The organism is Desulfobacter sp. (assembly GCA_028768525.1).
Lineage (GTDB): Bacteria > Desulfobacterota > Desulfobacteria > Desulfobacterales > Desulfobacteraceae > Desulfobacter.
This window is the reverse complement of record CP054837.1, coordinates 4,288,126-4,311,416: the sequence shown is the minus strand read 5'-3', so window position 1 is coordinate 4,311,416 and position 23,291 is coordinate 4,288,126. Positions and strand designations below refer to the sequence as shown.

General features: G+C 55.6%; 20 protein-coding genes and 1 riboswitch. Of the genes, 10 read left to right on the top strand and 10 right to left on the bottom strand.

Going from position 1 to position 23,291, the window contains the following annotated elements; translation table 11 throughout:
* Positions 1-158: 158 nt before the first annotated feature.
* The 6 genes from HUN04_19055 to HUN04_19030 all read left to right on the top strand — a co-directional run bounded on the left by HUN04_19055 (position 159) and on the right by HUN04_19030 (position 7,087).
* A complete protein-coding gene (locus HUN04_19055; protein ID WDP91687.1) occupies positions 159-575 on the top strand; it encodes a hypothetical protein in 417 nt (138 codons plus the stop codon).
* Between the two features lie 107 nt (positions 576-682).
* A complete protein-coding gene (locus HUN04_19050; GenBank protein ID WDP91686.1) occupies positions 683-2,668 on the top strand; it encodes a methyl-accepting chemotaxis protein in 1,986 nt (661 codons plus the stop codon).
* Positions 2,669-2,777: 109 nt separating this feature from the next.
* The gene (locus tag HUN04_19045) at positions 2,778-3,572 is read left to right on the top strand and encodes a hypothetical protein (protein ID WDP91685.1); all 795 of its coding nucleotides are present in this window, start codon (positions 2,778-2,780) and stop codon (positions 3,570-3,572) included.
* 1 nt (position 3,573) lies between these two features.
* Positions 3,574-4,305 carry a 1-acyl-sn-glycerol-3-phosphate acyltransferase gene (locus tag HUN04_19040; protein WDP91684.1) on the top strand — a complete coding sequence of 244 codons (732 nt, stop codon included), beginning with the start codon at positions 3,574-3,576 and terminating at the stop codon, positions 4,303-4,305.
* A gap of 105 nt (positions 4,306-4,410) precedes the next feature.
* Positions 4,411-5,850 (top strand): alkaline phosphatase, encoded by a 1,440-nt coding sequence (locus HUN04_19035; GenBank protein WDP91683.1) that lies wholly within the window; start codon positions 4,411-4,413, stop codon positions 5,848-5,850.
* A gap of 94 nt (positions 5,851-5,944) precedes the next feature.
* Positions 5,945-7,087, top strand: a complete 1,143-nt coding sequence (locus HUN04_19030) for a YibE/F family protein (protein WDP91682.1) — start codon at positions 5,945-5,947, stop codon at positions 7,085-7,087.
* Between the two features lie 9 nt (positions 7,088-7,096).
* On the opposite strand, the gene HUN04_19025 is transcribed toward HUN04_19030, so the two are convergent.
* The 3 genes from HUN04_19025 to HUN04_19015 all read right to left on the bottom strand — a co-directional run bounded on the left by HUN04_19025 (position 7,097) and on the right by HUN04_19015 (position 11,073).
* Positions 7,097-8,374 carry a DNA photolyase gene (locus tag HUN04_19025; GenBank protein WDP91681.1) on the bottom strand — a complete coding sequence of 426 codons (1,278 nt, stop codon included), beginning with the start codon at positions 8,372-8,374 and terminating at the stop codon, positions 7,097-7,099.
* Between the two features lie 395 nt (positions 8,375-8,769).
* A complete protein-coding gene (locus tag HUN04_19020) occupies positions 8,770-9,318 on the bottom strand; it encodes a CBS domain-containing protein (protein WDP93342.1) in 549 nt (182 codons plus the stop codon).
* Positions 9,319-9,678: 360 nt separating this feature from the next.
* Positions 9,679-11,073: a sodium:alanine symporter family protein gene (locus HUN04_19015; GenBank protein ID WDP91680.1), complete on the bottom strand. Its 1,395-nt coding sequence runs from the start codon at positions 11,071-11,073 to the stop codon at positions 9,679-9,681.
* Positions 11,074-11,238: 165 nt separating this feature from the next.
* Positions 11,239-11,356: riboswitch (glycine riboswitch) on the bottom strand.
* Positions 11,357-11,633: 277 nt separating this feature from the next.
* On the opposite strand from HUN04_19015, the gene HUN04_19010 reads away from it, so the two are divergent.
* The gene (locus tag HUN04_19010) at positions 11,634-12,377 is read left to right on the top strand and encodes an ABC transporter substrate-binding protein (GenBank protein ID WDP91679.1); all 744 of its coding nucleotides are present in this window, start codon (positions 11,634-11,636) and stop codon (positions 12,375-12,377) included.
* A gap of 187 nt (positions 12,378-12,564) precedes the next feature.
* A complete protein-coding gene (locus tag HUN04_19005) occupies positions 12,565-14,346 on the top strand; it encodes a long-chain fatty acid--CoA ligase (GenBank protein WDP91678.1) in 1,782 nt (593 codons plus the stop codon).
* Between the two features lie 8 nt (positions 14,347-14,354).
* Here the strand turns inward: HUN04_19005 and HUN04_19000 are convergent, their stop codons facing one another.
* From HUN04_19000 to HUN04_18975, 6 genes are read right to left on the bottom strand one after another with little or no spacing between them, the layout of a single operon-like run.
* Entirely contained in the window at positions 14,355-14,930 is a 576-nt protein-coding gene (locus tag HUN04_19000) for an RnfABCDGE type electron transport complex subunit A (GenBank protein WDP91677.1), read from the bottom strand.
* Between the two features lie 3 nt (positions 14,931-14,933).
* On the bottom strand, positions 14,934-15,536 hold the full coding sequence (locus tag HUN04_18995; GenBank protein ID WDP91676.1) for an electron transport complex subunit E: 603 nt from the start codon (positions 15,534-15,536) through the stop codon (positions 14,934-14,936).
* Positions 15,529-16,131: an FMN-binding protein gene (locus HUN04_18990; GenBank protein WDP91675.1), complete on the bottom strand. Its 603-nt coding sequence runs from the start codon at positions 16,129-16,131 to the stop codon at positions 15,529-15,531. The genes HUN04_18995 and HUN04_18990 overlap by 8 nt, the downstream gene beginning before the upstream one ends.
* Positions 16,128-17,084 (bottom strand): RnfABCDGE type electron transport complex subunit D, encoded by a 957-nt coding sequence (locus HUN04_18985; protein ID WDP91674.1) that lies wholly within the window; start codon positions 17,082-17,084, stop codon positions 16,128-16,130. The genes HUN04_18990 and HUN04_18985 overlap by 4 nt, the downstream gene beginning before the upstream one ends.
* Complete coding sequence (locus tag HUN04_18980) at positions 17,081-18,385, bottom strand: 4Fe-4S dicluster domain-containing protein (protein ID WDP91673.1); 1,305 nt, start codon at positions 18,383-18,385, stop codon at positions 17,081-17,083. Before HUN04_18980 ends, HUN04_18985 begins: the two co-directional genes overlap by 4 nt.
* A gap of 12 nt (positions 18,386-18,397) precedes the next feature.
* Positions 18,398-18,772 (bottom strand): cytochrome c3 family protein, encoded by a 375-nt coding sequence (locus tag HUN04_18975; protein WDP91672.1) that lies wholly within the window; start codon positions 18,770-18,772, stop codon positions 18,398-18,400.
* A gap of 521 nt (positions 18,773-19,293) precedes the next feature.
* On the opposite strand from HUN04_18975, the gene HUN04_18970 reads away from it, so the two are divergent.
* The gene (locus HUN04_18970; protein WDP91671.1) at positions 19,294-20,172 is read left to right on the top strand and encodes an RnfABCDGE type electron transport complex subunit B; all 879 of its coding nucleotides are present in this window, start codon (positions 19,294-19,296) and stop codon (positions 20,170-20,172) included.
* Positions 20,173-20,265: 93 nt separating this feature from the next.
* Here HUN04_18970 and HUN04_18965 read toward each other — a convergent pair whose 3' ends face one another.
* Positions 20,266-20,769 carry a GNAT family N-acetyltransferase gene (locus tag HUN04_18965; GenBank protein WDP91670.1) on the bottom strand — a complete coding sequence of 168 codons (504 nt, stop codon included), beginning with the start codon at positions 20,767-20,769 and terminating at the stop codon, positions 20,266-20,268.
* A 409-nt stretch (positions 20,770-21,178) separates the two neighbouring features.
* On the opposite strand from HUN04_18965, the gene HUN04_18960 reads away from it, so the two are divergent.
* Positions 21,179-23,251, top strand: coding sequence for a hypothetical protein (locus tag HUN04_18960; protein WDP91669.1), 2,073 nt, complete (start codon positions 21,179-21,181; stop codon positions 23,249-23,251).
* The last annotated feature ends 40 nt before the right edge of the window (positions 23,252-23,291 follow it).

The following is a 23,291-nucleotide window of genomic DNA, read 5'->3' as shown; positions in this document are numbered from 1 at the left end:
CAGGCCCATTGCAACGCCTTCTCCCCCCCTTCTGGCACATCCAAAAAAAATCTGATATAGGGACCCTATGATAGAATTGAAGCGGCGGTTGAAAATCTTTCTTTCCCTTTTCTGCCTGCTGACCGTTGCCCGTAGGGCCGGGTTCATGATGCTGGAACATGGCCTGGAACCTGAATAATTTTTCAGCCGCGAAAAAGGCCCTGTCAGGCCATAAATTCGCCATCGCCGTCACCCCGGAGATCCTTTCTCGATCCCACACCTTCCTCATGGCCAAGCGGGGATTCCTCATAGATCTCATAGAGAACCCCGTACTGGTGGAACATGAAAAATTCAGTGATCTGCTCCTGGCCCTCTTCCACATCATGGACGAAATCAATTCCCGAAGAAATTTCGCCGATTTGCCGCAGCCGGACATGGCCCACATTGAAGGGGACTTCAACCGGACCTATGGGATGCTGATCCTGCAGTGGGTGGATTACCTGGCACACCTTAAAACCCATTATCCCTACCTATTCTCCCTTGCCGCCCGGCAAAATCCCTTTAATCCGGATGCGACCCCTGTCATAGGGGAGTGATTACTCACAGAATTCTAATACTTTTTCGCCTTTCCAGCTTGCCGGATTCCCTGTTATGTTGCTATATTAAACGAATCTGCCGTGCACACCAACAACAAGGAGTTCGTATGCTAAAAAGACTGACCATCAAAACCAAATTAATGCTCAGTGTCACCGGTTTCGTCATCGTCCTCATGATGGTGTCCGGATTTGTATCCAATTCAATCTCCTTTAACATCATTTATGACAGGATATCATCCAAAGAGGCGCCGGCCAGTGTAAGTTACATTGCCGAGACCTTTGAAAAAAAGATGGACAAATCCATGGCGATTTCCATGCTTATAGGTGACAATCCCCATATCATCCAATGGATTAAAGGAGGGGAACCGAAAGATGCGGAACCCCTTGCCATAGAGTACCTCAAAAAAATCAAGGAAAACGACATGGACTTTGTTTTCCTTGTTTCGGCCCCCTCCAAAGCCTATTACACAGACAAAGGGATATTCAAAACCGTAGATAAAAACAATCCACGGGACAGCTGGTTTTTTTCAACCCTTGCTTCCGGAAAAAAGCTTTCAATCAATTTCGATGTTGCAGAAGACACCCAGGCCCTCATGGCATTCATCAATGTGCTTGTCGGGCCGACTGACAAGCCCCTGGGCGTAGCCGGAGCCGGCATCAACCTCTCCGGCCTGTCGCAGCAGTTGAGCCAGACCAAGCTCAGCCCCAGCAGCACGGCATACATGACAGCCCCCGACGGCACCATCCTGGCCCACCCCGAAAAAACCGTCCTCACCGACATCAAGAATATTAAAAATTTCAAGGACGGCGGATTCCGGGAAAACATCGCCGCCCCCCTTCTGGACAGCGAACATGGGGAGATCGAATACACCGACGACACCGGGGTTGAAAAACTGGTGGTGTTTAAAACCATCCCCGCCACAGGCTGGAAAATCGTCTTTGATATTCCCAAAGACGAACTGGGCCAGGGTCTTGAAAAGATCCAGATCTACAACCTTGCCATGACCCTGGGCAGCATCCTCCTGCTGGTACTCCTGCTCAGCCTGTTCATCAACAGAATTTTAAAGCCGGTGCGGCAGACCGTGGAGACCCTGGAGGATATCTCCCAGGGCGAAGGGGATCTGACCCAGCGGATCAGCGTATCCTCTGAAGACGAAATCGGTGCACTGGCAAAAGCCTTCAATACCTTCCAGGAAAAATTGTGCAATATTATCTCCGATGCCAGGGGATACAGCGAAAAAGTGGACCAGGCCTCGGAACAGATGCTGGGCATCACCCGGAAGGTATCCGGCGAAACCGAATCCATATCCGGCAGGACCCGTACCATCGCCGACGCCGCCGGTGACGTCAACACCAGCATGGAAAGTGTGGCCTCTGCCGTGGAGGAGGCCAACAGCAACCTGTCAATGGTGGCTGGGGCCGTTGAAGAGATGAGTGCCACCATCAGCGAAATCAGCAAGAATTCATCCAATGCCAGGCAAATCTCGGAAAAAGCCGTGGCCGTATCCGATGAAACCTCCCAACAGATTGAAACCCTCGGTGTATCCGCCAATGAAATCGGCAATGTCACCGACACCATCACCGATATTTCCGAACAGACCAACCTGCTGGCGCTGAACGCCACCATAGAAGCCGCCCGGGCCGGGGAAGCCGGCAAGGGCTTTGCCGTTGTGGCTGCAGAAATCAAGGAACTGGCCGGCCAGACCACCACGGCGGCCCAGGAGATCAATGCCAAAATCTCCGCCATCCAGGATGCCACAACGGATTCTGCCCAAAAGGTAAGGGAAGTGGGCGGCATCATCAATGACTGCAACGACATCATTTCATCCATTGCTGCGGCCATTGAAGAGCAGACGGCCACCACCCAGGAAATCTCGGGCAATATTACCCAGCTGGCCGACGGTATCCAGGAGGTCAGCGCCAATGTGGCCACCAGCGCCCATGCCGTGAACACGGTCAATTCGGATATAGAATCCACCAATAGTTCCGTTGCCGACCTGGCCGGATCTTCAGCGGACATGACTGCCAACGCCCAGGCCGTTGCCGATCTGGCCAATAAACTCAAGGAATTGATGGGGGTGTTTAAAATTTAGGCCGAAACCAGATTCTAATCCGGCGTTAACCCATTCTTAAATTATCCAATGTAATACTGACCCAACCCTATTATTGGGGACAACCAGAAATAAAACAGGATAATTTAAGATGGGTTTTCAGATTAAGGTATTTCAGGAACCAGGACGTTTTTTAGATGACAACGCTTTTTCTGAGCTGGCCGGCCGGATCCGGGAGATCGCCGCATCCTGTTTCACCTCCCTGCCCCCTTACCAGGCCATGCTGGGCACCCGGGAGGCCCTGGCCGACAAATTGATCAGCATTGCCGTTGACGGGGAGACCGGCATGCCCCTGGGATTCTGCTCCATGGTTTTCCTTGAGGTGGAAGGGGTGGGCCGGGTCCTGCACCTGGGGCTCACCTGCGTACGCCCCGAGGCCCGTGGCAGGCGGCTCACCCATTTTCTGGTCAAAAAGGCACTGACGGGATACCTGCTCAAACAAAACCCCTTTGGCAAAATCTGGATCTCAAACTGTGCCGCCGTGCTCTCCAGCCTGGGTAATGTGGCCATGCACTTTGAAAAGGTGTACCCCTCCCCCTTTTATTCCCGGGGCCCCGGCCCCACCCACCTGAAGATCGCCCGGGCCATTGATGCCGGCTTCAGGGAGAAAATGTACATTCTGGAGGATGCGGTCCTGGATGAAAAAAGCTTTATTTTCAGGGGCAGCGTCAGAAACACGGTATTTCACAAAAAAAGGGACGATCTGGCCTTCCACCACAGAAAAAACGGCTTAAACAGATTCTACGACAATCTGATGAATTTTGAAAACGGGGACGAGGTGCTTCAGATCGGATATTTCCGCCTGGCTTCGGTGGTCAGGTATATCCTGCGCCAGTACCGGGTGAAACAGCTCAACAACAGCCGGCAGCCGGCCCTGGAGATTTAAAGTGGCCGTTCTCAAATCCCTTTACCGGCTATTCTGGGTGGTTGAGGTCACCCTGTACAGCGTATTCAAGCTGGGTATGGCCTCCCCCTCCAAGTGGCAACCCGGCCTTGCGGCCCGCCATGCCCGGCGCTGGGCCGCCGCCCTGGTCCGGGGGCTGGATATTCACATCCGAGTCAAGGGCAGGGTCCCCGGCCAGGGGATGCTGGTGGTGGCCAACCACAGGTCCTACCTGGATATTGTGGTCATTCTCTCCCAGATGGAAGCCGCCTTTCTGGCCAAGGCCGAACTGAAGACATGGCCGGTATTCGGTTATGCTGCCCAAAAGGGGAACACCGTATTTGTGGAACGGGGGGATGCCGCAAGCCGTGCCCGGGCCAGGCAGGCCCTGGCGGACCGGATACATGACGGGGTCACCGTTGTCATATTTCCCGAAGGGACCACCACGGCAGGCCCCGGGCTGCTGCCCTTTAAGAACGGAATCTTTAATACCGCCGCCCAACAAGGAATCCCGGTGGTGCCGGTGGCCGTCACCTATGACAATCCGGAAGCGGCCTGGATCGGGAATGATTTCTTCATCCCCCATTTTATACGGATATTCAAGAGCTCTCCCCTCAAGGCCAGACTGACCTTTGGACCGGTGCTGGAAGAGGCCGACGGCGGCAGCCTGAAATCCGCGGCCCATTCATATATTGAAGGCCGGCTGGCCATTGAAGACCGTAACCTGCCGAACTAATCCGCTGCTAATACAACCCAAGTCCACCCCTAACCTTTACGGCGTACCCTGCGCCTGACTGTTGGTATTTAATAATTTTCATGAGAATCGTATAAGGAGAACATCATGACCCCCATCAAACGGATAGCACCCATCCTGGCAGCCCTTCTGGTACTGCTCTTCCTGGCGGCCCCGGCCATGGCAGTCCAGCCCAAGTATGTATTTTATTTCATCGGTGACGGCCTCGGCGCCTCCCAGCGCCAGTTCAGCGAATTTTTCCTCAGGGAAAAAGCAAAGGATAACAGCCGCCAACTGCTTATGAACACCTTTGACATCGCCGGCATCAACACCACCTACTGCGCCAACACCCTGATCACCGACTCTGCTGCCGCAGGCACGGCCCTGGCTTCCGGTGTCAAAACCAATAAAGGCGTCATCGGCAAGGACACCGCCGGCAACGATGTAAAGACCCTTACCGAAGCGGCCCGGGACAAGGGAATGAAAACCGGACTCATCACCACCACCCGGCTCACCCATGCCACTCCGGCCGCCTTTGCCGCACACAACATCTCCCGAAACAATGAAAATGAAATCGCTGAAGATTTCTTGAACTCCGGCGTTGATTTCCTGGCCGGCGGCGGCGTCCGCCATTTTATCCCCCAGTCCATGAAAATCAAAAACGGGGATGCCGTGGGTAAAACCATCAAATCCAAACGTAAAGACGAGAAAAACCTGGTCAAGGGCTTTGAGGAAAAAGGATATGCCACCTATGTGGGCATGAAAGGGGCCAGGGCATTCAACACCACTGATTTTTCAAAAAAGGACAAAGTATTTGCCGCCTTTACCTACACCCACATCCCCTATGAAATCGAACGGATGAGCCAGTATCCTGACGTTCCCTCCCTGGCGGCCATGACCCAGGCCGGCATTGATGTGCTTGCCAGGGGCGACAAGGGATTCTTTCTCATGGTTGAAGGGGGCCGCATCGACCATGCCGCCCACGCCAATGACCCCACCGGCGTGATCTGGGACACCATCGCCTTTGACAATGCCGTGCAGGCGGCCTTTGATTTTTACAAAAAACACAGAAACGACACCCTCATCGTGGTGGTGGGCGACCACGAGACCGGCGGCATGGGCCTTGGCATGGACAGCATGGGCTATAAGCTCGATATGGCATCCCTCATGGACACAAAGGTGTCCGTTGAAGATACCCTGGCTTACGGCGCCGGCCAGTACAAAGGAGACAGAGCGGCCTACACCGCCTACCTGGCCAAAGAATTCGGCCTGACCCACCTCAACGCAGACGAATCCGCCAGCCTTGAAAAAGCCATGGCCGCGGCCGATGCCGGCAAAACAATGGGATATTACAAGGTAAACCCCGCAGCCCTCACCGCCGCCCACATCCTTTCGGGCCGGGCCAACATCAACTGGACCACCACCATCCACACCGCCACCATGATCCCCATGTCCGCTGCGGGCGTGGGTGCCGCCAAGTTCGGCGGATATAAAGACAACACCGAAATCGCCAGAACCATGGCCAAGATGCTCGGCGTCACCCTGTAATCCAGGTGCCCCATTGCGGGAGTTCACCGTTATCCGGCGCGGCCTGTTGATTTTTTTCACAGGCCGCGCCCATATTTACCCTATGAGAACATCCATGATACGCCCCTTACTCGGGCTGGCCGCCCTGATTGCCGGCCTGGCTGTCTATTATTATTCCCAGCACCCGGCCATGGATCCCATGACCATGGAGGTCCGGGCAAAGGTTATCTCTGCCGACGATTCCGAAGTCCGGTCCTCGGCCCTTTCCCATATCGGATTCCAGACCCTTGGCATCGAAATTCTGGACAGCCGGTTCAAGGGGCAAACAAAAACCGCCATCAACAGCCTCAACGGCCAGGTGGACCTGGAGAACCTATTTCGACCGGGGGATAATATCATCGCCGCCCTGATCCTGGACAAATCCGGCAACATTGACCATATCAAGGCTGTGGACCTCTACCGCCAGGACAGCCTGCTCTGCCTGTTCATTCTGTTCACGGCGGCCCTGGTCATCTATGCCGGGGTCATCGGGATCAAAGCCTTGATCTCTTTTGTCATCAGCATCTTTATCATCTGGGAGTTTCTGGTCCGGCAGATACTTGCCGGACATCCGCCCCTGGTTACCACCGCCATTACCCTGGTGCTGCTGTCCGCCATCATCATCTTCATGGTGGCCGGATTCAACCGCAAGGGGCTTACCGCCTTTATCGGCACCATCTCGGGGCTTGTCATCACCATCGGCGTCACCCTCTGGTTCGGCCGGGAGGCCGGGCTTTTCGGCATGACCCAGCCCTATGTGAACGCATTGATTTTCTCCGGGTACTACGATCTGGATATCCGCCAGATCTTTTATTCCGCCATTGTCCTGGGCGCCTCGGGGGCAGCCATGGACATTGCCATGGACATTGCCGCCTCCATGGATGAAATCCGGGTAAAAAAACCGGAGATATCCGCCCCGGAACTGATCCGGTCCGGGTTCACCGTGGGCCGCCAGGTCATCGGCACCATGACCACCACTCTGCTGCTGGCCTATTCCGGCGGTTACCTCACCCTGCTCATGATTTTCAGGGTAAAAGATCCCAGCCTCATGCGGATGATCAATTTGAAAATCGTGGCCGCGGAAATCATGCGCACCCTCATCGGCAGCATCGGCCTGGTCATGGTGGCCCCCATCACGGCCATTGTGGGGGGGCTGGTGATCATAGGCGTGGCCCGGCGCAGGGGGCAGGATGGAAAAAAAGCGATCCGGATAGAATAACCGCCGGCCTCAGCAGCGCCGGCGGATGGCCTGGATTTTTTTCAGATAGGACTGGAGCATGTCCTGCTCAAAGGCCTCGTTGGAATCATAGACCCTGCCAAAAACCGGTTTCCACAGGTCAACGTCCTCCATGCACATATAGAAAAAAACCGATTCCCGCCATTCCTGGGGGAACCCGCGGTAAAGGGTGGAAAACAGGTCTTTTTTGATCTCAAAGGGATAGCTGACCTTGCCCGCACATTCGGCCATGGGCATCCTGAGAATGGAGGTTCTGGCCATCCGCTCCCTGATCCGTTTGATCACCGGCTTGATAAAGGTCAGGGTCCCGATGGAGACCATGACCACCTCATCCGGGGAAAAGGTGTCCGCCAGCCGGGAAACCACGGACAGATACGCCGATTCCCATCCCTGGTACCAGACCATGGGATGGAAATGGAACCCGACCGGGGCGCCCATGTCCGCCATCTTCCGGGCGGCCTCAAGACGCCGGTCCAGGGATGCGGTCCCCTTTTCCTCGGCCGCTATCACCTCCGGGGTGTTCAACGACCAGGTAAACACCATATTAAAGGGCGGGGGATTCTCAAGGAAATAATCGATCCGCCCGCTCTTGGACTTCATCTCCAGCACCACCTTGGGATGATCCTCGGCAAACCGGGTCAAATTGTCCAGAAGGCCGAACCGGTTTCCCCACATCAGGGAATCCGAAGACTGGCCGGTCCCAATGTGCATGGGGGTATCTTTATGGAGTTCCAGCCCCTTAAGATGCCCGGCCAGGTCCCGGATGAACCTCACCTGGTTGCCGTGGTAAAAGGACTGGATGGAACAATAACTGCAGTCAAATCCGCACTGCTGAACCGCATCAAGGGTGTTGAGGTTGCAGCACCGGGTCTTTTCCGAGGCCACCGGGCATTTACCCATGACAGCGCCTTTGAGCTCGGTTTCCACCATCTGGGCGCTGGGAAATTTTCTTTCCTCGACCTCAAACCGGACCTGCTTCCCTGCCGGATAGGTTTTCCGGCTGTTTTTCAGATGCTCGTACCCGTCCTTGAGCTGCTGGAATATTTTTGCGGCAGCCTGCTTTCCTTTGATATTTTCAACAGCTTCAGGCCGATAAAACTGCTCAAGCCCCCCGGCCTCCCAGCAGGCCATGTCCAGGCTGAAATCAACCAGGAGCCGGAGCTGCTGAAAGGAAAACCCATGGGCATCCGCCGCGTCTGACAGCCATTCCTGGCGGTCCAGGGGCAGGCGGCCGTACATCTTAATCTGTTCAAGTTTATTCAATGACATTGGGCCATTATAAAGAAAAAACCAAAAGGGTCAAGCCGGGTTTCGGGGGACACCGGCCACGATATATGGATGGGGGAGAGGTAAACCCGGCCCACCACGCCCTGACCGTCCCGGCGGATTTCCGGATACCCCTGAATGGGCATGTCATTTTTTTGCACTCTGCCAAAAATTCGGTCAATTTTCAGCTTTCTTCGAAGGGGGACTGTCCTGTTTTCCCCTTTAAACACGGGATCCTTTAACGCCAACATATGTTGATAACACGCCTTCTATAATGATGCCCTTCGCATTCGGCAGAGCCTTATCTGAGCATCCAGCACCTGGGACCGGTAGCGCAGGGAGTGATCATTGGTGGTATTCCGGGCATTCTTACGCTGTTGCGGCTGAAAAACAAGCGATTACCGGGGGCCATCGTGGTTGTAGAATCCCGGTGGGGTTCCCGGGCATGGAACAGCGGTCAACCGGCCCTGGTTTATCAATCCTTTTCTGGCAAAGAGGTGAAAGTAGATGTCCACAATATAGACAACGCCTATGAGCCGATCGTTTTCCAATACGGGCAGCCTGTGGTATTTATTCTTGACCATGCGGTCCAGAATGATCATCAGGTGTTCGTCCGGAAAAGCGCCGACGATTTCCAGGCTCATAACATTTCGAATTTTTTTCTTAACCAATTCATTTTTACACATCTGTACGAGCCCACCCCAGGAAACATCCTTTCCATCAACGCCATAGTTGAGGAACCCGGGGCGCGTATAATAAAGAATGTCAAACATGGTGATGATACCGACAAAACGGTTGGCATCATCTACAACCATCAGGCTTGTGGTCTTATCCCCGGTACTTCTGATTTTTCCACAGAAAATCATTTTAATGGCGGTCTCCACCGTATCATTTTGATTCACCGTATCAAAATCCGTAACCATAATATCTTTTGCGTATAACTCGATACTCATAATCCGCTCCTCACCCCATTTTTTAATGAACGTCAAGTTTAAACCCGGCAGTGGTGTTATCTCTTCGTTGGGAGCAACTAGTTGGGAACAACTATAGGTATAAGAACAGGGGGCCCGGTTCCGCTGTTGGAATCACTTGGTCACTGCACGGTCAGTCCCGTGGCAATCAACTTCAAATTCTTTACCACCGCTCAAGGGATTTAGCAACAGGTTCATGGGGTTCGGCACGGGAAAGGGCGGATGTGGTTTACTCCCCGGCAGGCCTCTGGCGGGGAAAAGCCTGGGGCTGAGGACGAGCCGCCCAGATAAAGCAGCGGCAGGTCCCCATATAGGCCGGTGCGGCCTCCCGGGCGATTATGCCCTGATCCCTTTTTGTAAACCGGTGTTTTGTTCCAATTCTTTGAGGTTCAGTTTCTGGAAAAATTTACGGGTCTCGGCAAAGACCACGGGACTCAGTCCGATGAGGCCGATGAGGTTGGGCACGGCCATGAGGCCGTTGACGATATCGGCCAGGATCCAGATCAGTTCCAGCTTGATAAAGGCGCCGGAGGCCACAAGGGCGATGTAGATGAACTTATAGGGTTTGATCCCCTTCACCCCGAAGAGGTACTCCGTGCACCGTTCGCCGTAGTAGTTCCAGCCCAGGATGGTGGTAAAGGCGAAAAAAATCAGGCCGATGGTGACCACGTAAGCCCCCATGCCGCTGCCCATTCCCCGGACAAAGGCGGCATTGGTCAGGGCGGCGCCGGCCAGGTCAGGGGCGTTCCAGGCCCCGGTCATGACCAGGACAAGGCCGGTGAGGGAACAGATGACAATGGAATCGAAAAAGGTGCCGGTCATGGCAATGAGGCCCTGGCGGACGCAGGAATCGGTCTTGGCCGCTGCCGCTGCAATGGGGGCGCTGCCCAGGCCGGATTCATTGGAAAAGACCCCCCGGGCGATGCCGCTGCGCATGACCATGATCATGGACACCCCTGCCGCCCCGCCAAAGGCGGCGGATGGGCAGAATGCGCTTTCAATGATCAGGGCAATGGCCGCCGGCACCTGGGCGGCATTCAAAACAAGGATAACCAATGATCCGCCCACGAAAAACAGGGCCATGGCCGGCACCAGTTTTGAGGCGACCCGGGCGATGCTCTTGATGCCGCCCAGGGTGACCAGGGCCACCATCACCGTCAATACCACGGCCACAACCGGGGCCGGAATGGAAAAGGCCAGAAATGCCGCATCCTTGATGGCGTTGACCTGGGCAAAGGTCCCGATGCCGAAAAAGGCCACCCCGATGCCGAAGAGGGCGAACATTTTGGCCAGCAGCCTGTTGTTCAGCCCCCGCTCAATATAGTACATGGGCCCGCCGGACATCTGGCCGTTGGCATCGGTCACCCGGTATTTGACGGCCAGCAGCCCCTCGGCATACTTGGTGGCCATGCCGAAAAAGGCCGCCGTCCACATCCAGAAGATGGCCCCCGGGCCGCCGGCGGTCACTGCGGTGGCCACCCCTACGATATTTCCGGTGCCGATGGTGGCGCTCAGGGCCGTGCAAAGGGCGGCAAAACTGGAGACGTCTCCCTCATGGTCCGTCTCCTTCCGGCCGGCGAAAAGGTATTTCAGGGCCAGGGGAAGCTTGGCGATCTGAATCACCCTGAGGCCGGCGGTGAGGTAGATGCCGGTTCCCACCAAAAGGATCAGCAGGGGCGGCCCCCAAACCAATGCGTTAATGGAATTTAAAATTTGAGTAAAATTGTCCATGGTTGTTTCCTTCCAAAAAAAAATCAATTGCAAAACCTGTGGATGGAACGGTCTGAAAGAGAAAAACCTGTGCGGGGGTTGGTGCGGGTGAGGCGGGATAAAAAAATCCGGCCCCTATGATACTGCGCCGGCACCATGTCCGGGGAACATGATGCCATATAAATATCTTACCACTCTGTCCCTTGTACCTGAGAGTTTCACCGGCCCATTGTTCCTATCATGTTATTCAATGGCCCGGCTTGCTCCTTCGGTGCTCATAAAGAGGCTCTCCAGAGGCTCGTCCGGCTGCAGTCCTTTTGCCTGAAAGATTTACTTCTTCGGCGCCCTTTTACCCTTTCCGCTCTTGGGGCGGACAGGATTTAGGATCTCTCCTGCGGCTTTCATCCGAGTAACAAGACGGCGGTTTTACATCCTTGGCCATAAAAAATCAACCGTTTTTTTTGCTCCCGCCCCTTTGCCGTCCGCCAGGCCGATTCCTTCTTTACAGCGCCGGCTATTCCTGTTAATGGGGAAGTGATGAATGATCTGTTTCCATATCGAAAAACCATCGTTATTCCCAAATGAGGTATCGGCTCCTCATAGGCCTCATTCTGGCGGCAGTTTTTGCAGCACCGGTATTTGCAGGCCATGATATCCTTGTCACCTCAACGGCCGTTGACGCCCAAGAAGGGCCCGACGCCCAAATTCTCAGGGCCGTGGCCCACCGGCTGAATCTTGAAATTTTTTTCCAGAACGCCCCTTTTAAGCGCCGCCTCATCATGATGGAAAACGGGGACCTGGACCTGATCTGCGGCCTGTTGAAACGGCCGGATCGGGAAGCCTATATCCGGTATATCCAGCCGGCCTATAAGACAAGATCCGATACCGTATTTTTTGTGTCAAAAAAACGGTACGTCACCATCCGGTCCTACGCGGATCTTAGGCGCCTGAAGATCGGAACGGTGATCGGGGCAAACTATTTTCCCCGGTTCGACAATGACGCAACCCTGAACAAGGACCCGGTCCACCAGCATTCCATCAACTTCAGGAAACTGGCCCTGGGGCGCATCGACACCCTGATCGCCAACGAAGCAGCCGGCATCGACTTCATGCACAAATTAAAGATCTCGGACCGGCTGGTAATGGCGGACTACCGGTTCAACCGGGAAAAGAGGGTTTACTTCGGCCTTTCAAAAAAATCCAGGTTCATGGCGGACATCACCGCCCTGGAATCGGTGATCCGGGAGATGGTGGATTCCGGAAAAATCAGGCAGATCATCAGCAATTATTACATCCGCCGCGGCCTGCCTGTACCTTTTTTTTAATCCCCCTGAAAAATCGCCGATCCGGCTATCCGCATCCCTGTTGCAAAAATTTTACAATCGGCACCTGCGGCGGGCGGGCCGCCGCTTCCGCCGGCCAACCGTTTTTCCCCACGGTTTCAGGGACTTGATTTACCCCCAATGCCCGTATAAGAAGCAGGTTTTAAATTTGTTTTAAGGAAAGAGGCAGATGACAAACCTGGGGAAAATACTGATTGAATCCATGGACCGGCACAGCGGCCGCACCGCACTGCGGTACAAAAAAGAAACTGAGTGGCAGTCCATGACCTACAGCCGGCTTAAGGCCCACGTCCACACCCTGGCCGCAGCCATGGTCAACGCCGGCATCCGGCCCGGGGACCGGGTGGGCATTTATTCGGCCAACCGGTACGAATGGGCCGTGACCGATTTTGCCTGCATCCTGGCCGGGGCGGTTTCAGTCCCCATATACAGCACCAACACCCGGGAACAATCCGCCTTCATCGTTAAGGATGCCGGCATCGGCCTGGTCTTTACGGGCAATCGATTCCAATATGACAATATGGCGGCCCTTTCCGGGGGCGGCCTGAAAATCGTCACCTATGAACGGGAGGATTCAGCCCCTGAAGATCCCCGGCGCATCTATTTTTACGATTTCATGGAAACCGGCCTCAGCCGGGAACTGAGGGAGGAGGTTACGGCCCGGCACGCCGGCCTGACCGCCGGTCAGACCCTGACCATTATCTACACCTCCGGCACCACCGGAAACCCCAAGGGGGTAATGCTCAGCCATGCCAACGCCCTGCACCAGTTCAAGGCGCTGGAAGCACATTTTACCGTCACCAGCAAAGATGTCTCTTTATGCTTTCTCCCCCTAAGCCATGTATACGAACGGCTGTGGTCCTATTTTCTCTATTCAAAAGGGGCGTTGAACACCTATCTTGAAGACCCCAAAAAGGTGATTGAGACCCTGAAAGAGGTCCGGCCCACGGCCATGGTATCGGTGCCCAGGCTATATGAAAAGATCTATGCCGCCGTACGAAACAGCCAGGAAAACGCCTCCCCCCTCAAAAAGGCCCTGTTCGATGCCGCCGTTGCCGCCGGCTGGCAATACCACACCAAAAAACAGGAAGGCAGCCCCGTATCCTTGCTTCTCTCACTGAAATTCAGGATTCTGGACCGGCTGGTCCTGTCCAAGGTCAGGGATGCGGTGGGCGGCCCCAAAAACTTTTTCTCCGCCGGGGGCGCCCCCCTGGAAAAGAGTATAGAAGAATTTTTCTTTGCCTGCGGCCTGCTCATCTGCCAGGGATACGGCATGACGGAAACCGCTCCCATGATCACCTTCAACGCCCCCGGGGCATTTAAATTCGGCACCGTTGGCAAACCCGTGCCCGGCTGCGAAGTCAGGCTGGGCGACCAGGGGGAAATCCTGGTGAAAGGCGGCCAGGTCATGCAGGGCTATTACAACAACCCGGAAAAAACCGCAGAAACCATTGTGAACGGCTGGCTGAAGACCGGGGATATCGGGGAATTCGACGAAGAAGGCTATCTGCGCATCACCGACCGGATCAAGGAGCTGATTATTACCTCCGGCGGTAAAAACATCGCCCCCCAGCACATTGAAACCCATGTGGGCAAGGATTATTTCATTGAACAGATCGTGGCCGTGGGGGACCGTCAAAAATTCATCTCCGCCCTGGTGGTCCCGGCCATGGACGCCCTGGAAACCTGGGCAAAAAAACAAAAGATCAAATGGAACTCCATTGAAGAGCTGATCTCCCTGCCCGAGGTCCTGGACTTTTACAGAAAGCGCATCGACCTCAACTCAGGGGAACTGGCCCGGTTTGAGACCATTAAGAAATTTATTCTCCTGCCAAGGCCTTTTACCGTGGAACAGGGCGAAATCACCCCCACCCTGAAATTCAGGCGGAAGGTGATTTCACAAAAATACTTTGACCTGATTGAAGCCATGTATACCCGGGCCACGGCTTAGGCAGGTGCCTACCCCAGCCCCTGGAACCCGAAAAAGGCCAGGGAGATAAACCCTGCGGTCACAAGGCCGATGGCCGTATCCTTAATGGCCTCGGGCACATCGTTTAAAAGGATCCGCTCCCGGACCCCGGCAAACAGGATCAGGGCCAGGCCGAACCCCGCCCCCAAAAGAAGGGCATTCACCAGGGCGGTGACAAATCCGTATTCCTCGTTGATGTTCATGAGGCAGGCCCCCATGACCGCGCAATTGGTGGTGATCAGGGGCAGGAAAATCCCCAGTCCCTCGTAGAGGGCGGGGACGCTCTTTTTCATGAACATCTCCACAAACTGCACCAATGAAGCGATAATGAGGATGAAGACCAGGGTCCGCAGGAATTCAATATCATAGGGTTTGAGCAGAAAATGGTCGGCGATCCAGGTGGCGGCCCCGGCCATGACCAGCACGAAAATAACGGCCATGGACATGCCCATGGCCGTATCCATGGACTTGGAGGTGCCCAGATAGGGGCATGAACCCAGCCCCTGGGCCAGGAGGATGTTATTGACAAAAATGGCACCGATGGCCATGGCAATATAGTTTTCCATAACTTAGCTTCCTTTCTTGGCAGGCACAAGGTTCATCACAGCCAGAAGCAGCCCAAGGGTAACAAAGGCGCCGGGGGCCTTGACCATGATTTCAAAGGGCACAAACCCATCTCCGAAGACCGGGTGGCCCAGAAAGGTGCCGTTCCCCAGCACCTCGCGGAAGGTGCCGATGAGGGAGAGGGAAAGGGTGAACCCCAGCCCCATCCCCAGGCCGTCAGCAAGGGAGGGCAGAACGGCATTCTTGCTGGCAAAGGCCTCGGCCCGCCCCAGCACCACGCAGTTCACCACGATCAGGGGAATGAATATCCCCAGCTTCAGGTAGAGGGAATAGACATAGGCCTGCATGATGAATTCCACCATGGTCACGAAGGTGGCGATGATGATGATAAAACAGGCGATCCTGATCTTGGCCGGGATAAGGTTCCGTAAAAGGGATACCAGCATGTTGGAACCGGCCAGCACAAAGGTGGTGGCCAGGCCCATGCCGATGCCGTTTTCCACGCTCATGGTTACCGCCAGAACGGGGCAGAGCCCCAGCACCAGGCGGAAGGGGGGCAGCTCCTGCCAGAGCCCCTTGGTGAATTCTCTGACAATGGACTTACTCATGGTTATTCTCCTTTGCATCCCCGGCGGCAGCGGCAAGTTTATCCCCCAGTGCGCCGTAGATTTTTCCGGCCTCGCCGGCGGCCATGCACACGCCGCGGGAGGTGATGGTGGCACCGGAAATCCCGTCCACCTCGCCCCCGTCGGCCCTGACCCTGAACGCTTTCACCAGTTTTTTCCCTTTAAACCGGTCCACAAAATCCGGGGATTCCTTGGCCTTTGAGCCGATCCCCGGGGTTTCGCTGTGGGTGGTCACCCCCATGCCGATGATTTTGCCATCGGACAGGGAAACCCCCACCATTACCCCGACATCGCCGGAGTATCCTTTCCCGAAGGTCTCAAAGGCGGCCACGGGTTCACCGTCTATAACGCCGGGAAATACCGTGAGCTTTTGATCCCCGTAATCCAGCTTGAAACGGTTCTCCATGGGGTCCAGGGAAGATCCTTCCATGATCCGCCTCACCACGGGTTCCTTCTGGAACTTGAGCTGCTGATATTCAATTTTGTCCATGGTCGCCACCCGCATGCCCGCCAGGATTCCCGCAGCGGAACCGGCCAGCAGGGCCAGGACCCCAACCATATGAATGATATTTTTCATTTTACTTCCTGTGCGCCCAGGGCTTTGGGCCGGATACGGTCAAGCAGGGGGCTTGCCAGGTTCATGATGAGCACCGCAAAGATAACCCCGTCCACATACAGCCCCCTGTTGCGGATCAATACGGTGAGCACCCCGCCGCCAAGTCCGTAGAGGATCATGGCCGCTGTGTTCACCGGGGATGAAGAATCCTCGGTGGCCAGAAAAAAGGCGCCGAACAGGGTATACCCGGTGAGCAGATGAAAGATGGGACCGGCATAGGTTTGTGGGGCGGCCCACTGGAAGCAGAGGGCGGTCACGGCCACCCCTGCCAGAAAAGAGAGGCTGATTGCCCAGTGGATGATCCCCCTGGCCATGAGCAGGATGCCGCCGGCCAGAAGGCCGGCCCCGCAGACCGTGCCCATGCCGCCGGCCTGCCGGCCCATCAAAAGATCGGAAATATGATAGTTTTCGGCCATGGCCGCGCCGAAATACTTCACCAGCCCCAGGGGCTCCATCATTTCAAAATTTTCGGCCATCTGCCGGTAGGCCAGGTCGAAGTCCAAATAATCCCCCCAGGAAACCAGAAGGACGGCAACTCCCAGGGCTGCGGGACAGAAGGGGTTTCCCCCCATGCCGCCGAAAATCATCTTTCCCAGGACCACCGCCACAAAGGTGCCCGTGATGACCAGCCACCAGGGCGCGCCGGCCGGCAGCATCATGGCCAGGAGCAGCCCGATGAGGGCGGCGTTATAGTCGGTCACCGTGTTCCGGCGGCCGGTCAGGCGGCTGAACAAATGCTCCCAGGCCATGGCCGATCCCACGGAAACGGCGGCCACGGCAAAGGCCGGCATGCCGTAGAAGAGGATCCCGGGAACCAGGGACAAAAGGGCGGCGCCCAGGATCCACAGGCTTCGCTGGGGAATGGTGCAGGCGCTGCGGTAAAAAGGGGCGTGGGTGATGCGTAATCTTGTCATTGGGCTCTCCCTCCGTCAATCACTTCCTGTTTCATGGCCCTCAGCTTCATTTTCCCCAGCTTGATGCGCTGGAGAATGGGGATCTTGGAAACGCAGGCATAGGTGCAGAGCCCGCACTCCAGACAGGAATCCAAATTAAAATGATCGCTTGCTTTGAGATAGTCTCCCCGGGTCAGATGGCGGACCAAGAGGTTGACAGGCACCCGGGCCGGGCAGACCCGCACGCATTTGCCGCAGTTGATGCAGCCGTAATCGCCGTTTTCAAGGATATCCTCCCCGGCGCAGACCAGGATGCCGTCCATATAGGGGGAGATGGTGTAGTCGGGGTCATGGATGGCCACCCCGGTAAGCGGCCCACCGCCAATGAGGTAATCCCCCTCCACCAGGCTTTGGTTGAACAGGGAAAGAATATGACTGATGGGGGTGCCGATGCGGACTTTCACAAGGATGCTGGTGCCGTTCTTCAGGACCAGGCTGAGGGTCTTGTCAAATACCCCGGCCTCTCTTTGGGCAATCCGCCCCAGGGCAGCGGCCGTTTCCGTGGAAATAAAGGCCAGCCCCTCCCGGGCCAGTGGTTTGGCTGCCGGAACGGCCCGGCCCAGAATTTCTTTTGCAATGAGCCGGGGGGATGCCGCGGGATACTGCCGGGAAAGGCTGAGTACCCGTGCGCCCATGCCCCCTGCGCAGGGGGCCAGGTCCCCGGGAACGGCCAGGGTCACCTTTTTCACCCCGGAGACGCGTTTCAACAGCTCAATCCCATCGGCCACCCGCCGGCCGTCGTGCTTGAGGGCGTATTGGTTTGAAACAACGGAGATGTCCTTTTCCCCGGCGCAGACCACCAGTTCGTTGATGGGGGGCAGGTCCCCCTGGAGGGGAAGCAGACGCATCCGGCCGGGCAGCTGGGAGATAAACTTATGGGCCGAGGCGGGATCCAGGTTGTCCGTGTCAAAGAGGCCATCGTCCGTGACCTCCTCTTTCCCGGGAACGATATTTACCCGGACCAGCTTCCGTCCCAGGGGGCCGGTATAAAGGCCAACCCCGGATACGGTACCGGTGACCGTGGAGAGCAAAAACACATCCTCGGTTTCAAAGAGCCGGAGGCGCTGGCCGGTTCTGACGTCCTCCCCTTTTTTGAGAAGGGTTTTCTTTTTTGCCACAAGCAGGGCCTGGTCCGGGGTGCACCCGGCCAGCAGGCTCACCTCGCCGGGAAGAGAAAGCGCCACCGGTTCGGGGCGGTTATCTTCCAGCCCGGTATAGTTCAGCCGGAGGGCAGCGTATCCAAAAAACAGATTATTGATCATTTTCGCCCCCCTTTATTTTGTGCGATGGCATCCGGCACAATCCACGGGGCCGGCGCCCACATCTTCATGGCAGCGGATACACTGGGTATGCAGGGCATCGGTGATGCCGGGAAGATCCGGGTCGCCATCGTCTCCGTGGCATTGGCGGCATTGGTAAACATCATCATCTTCGATATTATGATGGCAGCTCAGGCAGTCCTGGACATAGCCATCTTCCGATGCGTGAACAGCGTGGGTAAAGACCACGCCACCGGCGCTGCCCTTATATACCAGCCGGACCGGCTCCCCGGGCCCGGCCATGGGAAAAGCCGCATAGGCGATTCCGCCCACGGCAAGCAGCACAATAATTATTTTTAACGCCGTACCCGGCGCGTTTGGTGAAGACATACGGGTTCCCTAAATATGCTCTGTTATTATCCTTCCCCCTGCGGGTGCATTCGGGACGCACAAAAATCCGGCCTTGGCATCAAGCTGCCGTCAACGTCGGTCCGCAATTATCGTTAGGGGGTGTTCTGCCTGCAAACAAAACTTGGAATGGACTTACCCTGGCTTTTAGGAAGGGGGATACTAACAAATTGTGTGCCAGGGGGCAACCGAAATCGAAACCGCTTTACCCAAGCGGTTTTCGGCATAATCCCCACCCATTGCGCACAAAATCCAGTCCATTTTTCTGTCCGGAAAAACAGACCCGGATGGTCATTTTCCGGGAAAACGGACCTGTTTTCCTGAAAATCAGTCAGCGACTGAAGGCGCTTCATTTTCCTATTGACGGCCCCGGTCCTTTTCTGTATATTGGCGGCCTGCAAACAAACTTCTTGGAATAGACCCAACCGCCTTTTTTTTACAGCAACCCCAATTTTATAACCGGAAAATAAGAGTTACTATTTTTTATTGGAGAGGTTAATACAATGCTTACAAGTGTCATCATTCCCATCCTTATCGTGGGCGGCCTGGGCGCCGGTATCGCCATATTCCTGGGCATTGCCGACAAAAAGCTGGCCGTACCGGCCGATCCCCTTGTTGAGGCGGTGGCTGCCGTTCTTCCCATGGGCAACTGCGGCAACTGCGGTTTTGCCGGCTGCAGCCAGTTCGCGGAAAAAGTGGTCCATGACCCCATGGTCTCCCCCTCCCTCTGCACCCCCGGGGGAGCGGAGTGTGCCGAGCAGGTCGCCCGGATCACCGGAAAAGACCCCGGCACCGTTGAAGTCAAAAAAGCGGCGGCCCGTTGCAGCGGATGCACGGACATCAACTGCACGGCCAAATATATTTATACGGGAGTAAACGACTGCGAGGCCGCCGCCCGGATGTTTGCCGGGGAAAAGAGCTGTGAATACGGCTGCCTGGGATTGGGCAACTGCGAACGGGCCTGCCCTTTTGATGCCATTGCCATGGATGACAACCGCCTGCCCGTGGTGGATGTTGAAAAATGCACCGGCTGCGGTGCCTGCACCACGGCCTGCCCCCGGAATATCATCCAGATCGTTCCCAGCCTTGCCCCCAGCATCGTCAAATGCATGAACAGGGACAAGGGCGGGGCCACCAAAAAAATCTGCGAAAACGGATGCATGGGCTGTAAAATATGTGAAAGGTCCTGCCCCCACGGCGCCATGAAGGTGGTGAACAACCTCTGTGAAATCGACTATGAAAAATGCCAGAGGTGTGCCGAACCGGTCTGCCTGGTGATCCAGTGCAAACCCCACGCCATCAGTCCCAACTACGGAGTTAAAATCCCCGATATTGAACCGCCGGCCCCCAGGAAAAAAGCCAAGGCCCGAACCAGGCTGTAATCATGGAAAAGGGCCATGGCCCCATCAAGGGTTCATGGCCTATTTATCTACTCATCCACCCGGCCATCCGGGAGCAATGCGGTATTGGGTTTTTTATTTGCGCAGTTCAAACTTATAAAATTTCTTATCAACCGCCATTATCGGAAAGGTTATAGGCAGGTCCTGTTTCCCGATTTCCACGAACCCGTTTTTTTCATAAAAACTGTGGGCCGCAAGAAACCTGGGCGTAGTGCCCAGGTAGATCTCCCGGATATGCTGATCACGCCCCCACCCGACCAGGGCCGCCAGCAGTTTTTTTGCCGTTCCTGTTTTCCCTCCCCTGTAATCCTGCCGGACAAACATCTTGCGCAGTGCCCCCTGTCCGTCTCCGATATCCAGAAGTGCAATTGTCCCCACCACCTGCTGGCCATCAAGGGCCACCCAGAAATTACCCCTGTCGGCCTGATAGAAATTGGGGATATCTGCCAGGTCAGGCTGATCCGCCTCGGTAATGGGGAGTTTGAATTCGTCCTGCTGGATGGAAAGGATGAGATTGATGACGTCCTGGCCATAGTCCGTTTTAAAGCGAACGATCCGTATGGGGGTCAGGTGATCCATTTTCTACCTCCGCTGTTAAGGTTGGCATGCCGGAAGCGGCCGTTTCAAAAAGAAATACCGGTCGCTTCCGGCCGCAGACGGGTGACGGTGGCTCTCACTGACAGGGAATCCGTCTCCCGTCTGCGGGCCAGATGCTGAAATTCTTTTTCTGTGGGCTGATCAAGCTGGTAAAACATTGATACCCCCTTTTTGGAAAAAATAGCCCGCTAAGTATATGTCAGCCAATTCGTTTTTCAATCTTTTTTTACTAGTTACGCCTTATCCAGCCATGAATTCGCGAAAACTGCCCCTTGGACTCTCTCCGTCAATTAATAGATGCCTGCTTTTTCTTATAAAGGAATCGATCCCAACTGCCGATTCCTTGTTTATCATTTTCTAAAATATTCACTCGATGGCTTCGGAGGTTTCCATGCAGATCAGCCAGTCCCCCATTTCCATATTCCAGAAATCCGGCAGAGAGATTACCGGCCTGCCCATCCAGGTTCTGCCAAACACTGCGCCATCAGCAGAGAAAGGCAAGTCGTCAGAGGCAGCGGTCCCCTCGGACAAGGTGACCCTCAGCGCCGGGGTCCCGGACCGGTCAACCGGCGTTTCCGCTTCCGCACTCCGGGACAAAGATTATCTGATGATCAGTGCCCAGATTTTTAATGCGCTGCCCTTTAACGAGCGGACCCAGGGCCTGCTGGAAACCCTGTATTTCTACCGTTCCCGGCTGGATGACACAGATTGGGATAATTTCACCACCGGGGTGCTGAATGCCGGTGAAGACTTTGATACCTTTATCCTTGCGGCAAACAGGATGTTCAATTCATCCGGCGGATCAGAAAAACAGCTCTCCGAATTTCTAGAATTTTCCGCCGGCCTCTCCCAACAGAATCTTGACCACTTCCTCCATGCAGCAGACCGGAATCCCGGCCAGATATTCGATCTGATGAAAAATGCCTCGGTACTGGCCCGGGACAAGGAAGGGATGAGTGCCTATTTAAAGGCGGCCCGGCTGTCGGGTAATGCCCTTGAAAAACTGAACACCGTCCTTGGAAAATTCATTGAAAGGGAACAGGGCACAGCCGGACTCGGCGCCTATCTCCTTGCAGGAATCAAGGCCGGGGATAAGATGGTTGATTTTTTCGGATCCACCCAGGGCATGGGCCAGGCCGCCAGGGACAGGATTGCGGCATTCATGGACCGGGAAACCAGCGGCCTGAACCTGGACTATTTTTCAACCCTGGCCGCATCAGTGGATAACGAAGACCAGCTCACAGCGTTCATCAATAGGGCCGAGGCCATGTCTGACAAGGACAGGGCGGCTTTTTTAAAGGCCGGGGCCATGGGAGGGGACCGGGCCGGTCAATTGATGGAGACCCTGGACAGGATATCCCCCCGGGGTGAGGACGCCCCATCGCTTTTTCTGGCTGCGGCAGCCAGGGCGGAAAGCCGGGTGGGTATTTTATTGGACCGGATAGACGAAATTGACCTGGGGTTCATGGCCACCCTATCCCTTGCAGATACTGTTAATTTCCTTGATGCGGCCCAGGCGGCCGGTCCGGGTATGGGAGAAGTCATGGACACGGCTGCCAAACTTTCTGGCCGGGACAAGAGCCTCTTCCTCTATGCCGCCGCCCAAAAGGATGGGAATGCCGGGGAGCTGATCAACGCCCTTGCCTCCCTTTCTCCGGGGGAGAAATCGGAGTTTATCCTTAAGGCGGCCAGCAAAGGGACGGATACACCCGATGACACCGTGTTCATGAAAGGCATCCTGTCGGATACCGCCTACCGGGATTTTAAAGCGGCCGCCGCCCATCTCCGCCCCAGCAGTGAAGGCCGGCTGGCCCAGACGGTAATGGACATGAATGGGGACCACCGGGCGGGCTTTCTCAATGCGGCGGCCGCCGCCGGAACCCAGGTCCATGAATTTGTGGAGCAGTATACCCAGACCCTTTCCCATGGCGAACAGAAAGACTTTCTGGCCCTGGCAGAGAACCTGTCGGGCCAACAGAAAGGCGACCTGATACGGAATATGCTCAAGGCGGAAAGCCGGGCCGGAGACTTCATCGCGCTGGCCGGAAAAATCAAAGAAGAGGATTATGACGGCCGGATGTTTGACAATTTCCTTGCGGCCGCCAGCCATACCAAAGGGAAGCAGGGGCTGGCCGGTTTCATGGATTACACCGCCTCCCTGGAAAAAAATGAAAAAGAATTTTTTCTATATATCGCCTCCCGGCAGCGCCATGCCCATGAGATTGCCAGCCTGGTCGAATTCGGGCGGGCCCTGGAGAAAACCGCCTGGGAGGGCCGGCATAAGCTGAATCTGGACACCAGAAGCCGATATCACGCCCTGGCCCGGCAGGACGCCCAGGCATTTTTAGACTATTCACAGGATATCGGCCCCAGGATATCTTTTAGAAAAGCCTTTTATGATAAATTCATCAAAGGCGACCCCGCGGCAGAAAAGGCATATAAGGACTATTATTACAGCAATTGAAACGCCCCTGGGGAAACCCACTTTTGGCAACCGGGCCACG

Coding starts and splice junctions, on each gene's coding strand:
- HUN04_18995 (WDP91676.1), bottom strand. CDS start 15,536: ATGAGTAAGTCCATTGTCAGAGAATTCACCAAGGGGCTCTGGCAGGAG.
- HUN04_19025 (WDP91681.1), bottom strand. CDS start 8,374: ATGTCATTGAATAAACTTGAACAGATTAAGATGTACGGCCGCCTGCCC.
- HUN04_19045 (WDP91685.1), top strand. CDS start 2,778: ATGGGTTTTCAGATTAAGGTATTTCAGGAACCAGGACGTTTTTTAGAT.
- HUN04_19050 (WDP91686.1), top strand. CDS start 683: ATGCTAAAAAGACTGACCATCAAAACCAAATTAATGCTCAGTGTCACC.
- HUN04_19055 (WDP91687.1), top strand. CDS start 159: ATGGCCTGGAACCTGAATAATTTTTCAGCCGCGAAAAAGGCCCTGTCA.
- HUN04_18985 (WDP91674.1), bottom strand. CDS start 17,084: ATGACAAGATTACGCATCACCCACGCCCCTTTTTACCGCAGCGCCTGC.
- HUN04_19035 (WDP91683.1), top strand. CDS start 4,411: ATGACCCCCATCAAACGGATAGCACCCATCCTGGCAGCCCTTCTGGTA.
- HUN04_18965 (WDP91670.1), bottom strand. CDS start 20,769: ATGGATCACCTGACCCCCATACGGATCGTTCGCTTTAAAACGGACTAT.
- HUN04_19015 (WDP91680.1), bottom strand. CDS start 11,073: ATGGACAATTTTACTCAAATTTTAAATTCCATTAACGCATTGGTTTGG.
- HUN04_18960 (WDP91669.1), top strand. CDS start 21,179: ATGCAGATCAGCCAGTCCCCCATTTCCATATTCCAGAAATCCGGCAGA.
- HUN04_18970 (WDP91671.1), top strand. CDS start 19,294: ATGCTTACAAGTGTCATCATTCCCATCCTTATCGTGGGCGGCCTGGGC.
- HUN04_18980 (WDP91673.1), bottom strand. CDS start 18,385: ATGATCAATAATCTGTTTTTTGGATACGCTGCCCTCCGGCTGAACTAT.
- HUN04_19000 (WDP91677.1), bottom strand. CDS start 14,930: ATGGAAAACTATATTGCCATGGCCATCGGTGCCATTTTTGTCAATAAC.
- HUN04_19030 (WDP91682.1), top strand. CDS start 5,945: ATGATACGCCCCTTACTCGGGCTGGCCGCCCTGATTGCCGGCCTGGCT.
- HUN04_18975 (WDP91672.1), bottom strand. CDS start 18,772: ATGTCTTCACCAAACGCGCCGGGTACGGCGTTAAAAATAATTATTGTG.
- HUN04_19005 (WDP91678.1), top strand. CDS start 12,565: ATGACAAACCTGGGGAAAATACTGATTGAATCCATGGACCGGCACAGC.
- HUN04_19010 (WDP91679.1), top strand. CDS start 11,634: ATGAGGTATCGGCTCCTCATAGGCCTCATTCTGGCGGCAGTTTTTGCA.
- HUN04_18990 (WDP91675.1), bottom strand. CDS start 16,131: ATGAAAAATATCATTCATATGGTTGGGGTCCTGGCCCTGCTGGCCGGT.